At 57.3% G+C, this 1,407-nt stretch carries 2 protein-coding genes; both read left to right on the top strand.

Annotated elements, in window-relative coordinates:
* The coding region (locus EOA22_RS33570) for an ABC transporter substrate-binding protein (RefSeq protein WP_245478759.1) at positions 1-868 on the top strand (868 nt) is incomplete at its 5' end.
* A 12-nt stretch (positions 869-880) separates the two neighbouring features.
* Positions 881-1,407 (top strand): ABC transporter permease (locus tag EOA22_RS33565; RefSeq protein ID WP_164756182.1); only part of this gene is annotated, 527 nt, incomplete at its 3' end.

Below are 1,407 nucleotides of genomic sequence, written 5' to 3'. Positions count from 1 at the left end.
ACTGGAGACCGGCGGGGTTGGCATGCTGCTTGGCCTGCCTACCGAATTTCTCCCTCAGTTGCAGGCTGAAAAGAGCATCAAGTTCCGGACCCTGCCCGGCATCGGCGTCACCACAATCAAGTTCAACGTTCGCAAGGAGCCGTTCACCGACATCAAGATTCGTCAGGCGACAGCCCTGGCTGTTGATCAAGCTGCCATCCTCCAAGGCGTCTACAACGGCATCGGAACAGAGTCGCACCAATTTCTTATCGCCTCGCTCGCGGAATCGCGGGTCGGCAAGGATTTTGAGATCCACTACGATGCGGAAAAAGCCAACCATCTGCTCGACGAGGCCGGATGGGTTCGCGACGACGATGGCGTCCGTCACAAGGCCGGGGCACCGCTGGCGGTCAGCCTCTGGACGAGAGGCGAGACCGAATACAAGCGGATTGCCGAAATTGTGCAGGCTCAGCTCAAGGCGGTTGGCATGGCGGTCGATATCGCTGTGTTCGATAAAGCCTCGCTGGATGATCAACTCAAAAAGGGCGAACACCAGTTTGTCGTCAATCACTACGATTGGAACAATGCGGACGAACTCGATTGGGAGTTCAGCGCAAAACGCATTCCCTTCCCAAACGTATCGATGTGGGACGATCCGCGCTCAGAGGAGCTCAACGAAATCGCAATGCACAAGTCCAAGACCTGGGACGAGCGTGTCGCTAATTTCAAAAAACTGCATGAATATATCCTTAGCCAGTTCGTCTTCATACCCATCCACGAGGCCGCGCAGAATATAGCCTACAACAGCGACATGCTGTCGGTTCCCGAAGCCATCCGTGGGGCGGAGATCATGCAGCAGACGGTTCTCGACCTGAAAGCGGTCGGGTAGGCGACCTGGTCCATGGCCGCATATCTCCTGAAGCGGACGCTGTTGCTCCTGCCCATTTTTGTGGTTGTCTCGGCTCTTGTCTTTATGGTCGTCCACTTCGTCCCGGGCGATCCCATCAACAATCTGGTGCGGGCCGGCTCTTCGCCGGCTCAGCGCGCGCAACTGGTTGTCAAATACGGCTTGGATCGCAGCCTGATCGAGCAATATCTGCTGTGGATGTTCCACCTTCTGCAAGGTGATCTTGGCACCTCGATCCTTCAAGCTCGGCCGGTGCGCGATCTCATCTTGCAAAACCTGCCATACAGCCTCCAGCTCGGCGTGGCGGCGCTTGTCCTTTCTTCATTGGTCGGGATTGTCGCCGGTGCGCTCGCTGCCAGCTATCAAGGCACGCGGATCGACGAGGCGATAGGCGCATTGAGCTTGCTTGGTGCGACCCTGCCAAGTTTTCTGCTTGGCCTGCTCCTGATCCTTGTCTTCGCTGTCTGGCTTGGCTGGGTTCCCGTTTCCGGCGTGCGGTCCTGGACTTCGTTGATCCTGCC

The organism is Mesorhizobium sp. M7A.F.Ca.US.014.04.1.1, from assembly GCF_003998745.1.
Lineage (GTDB): Bacteria > Pseudomonadota > Alphaproteobacteria > Rhizobiales > Rhizobiaceae > Mesorhizobium > Mesorhizobium ciceri.
This window is presented reverse-complemented; position numbering and strand designations above follow the sequence as displayed.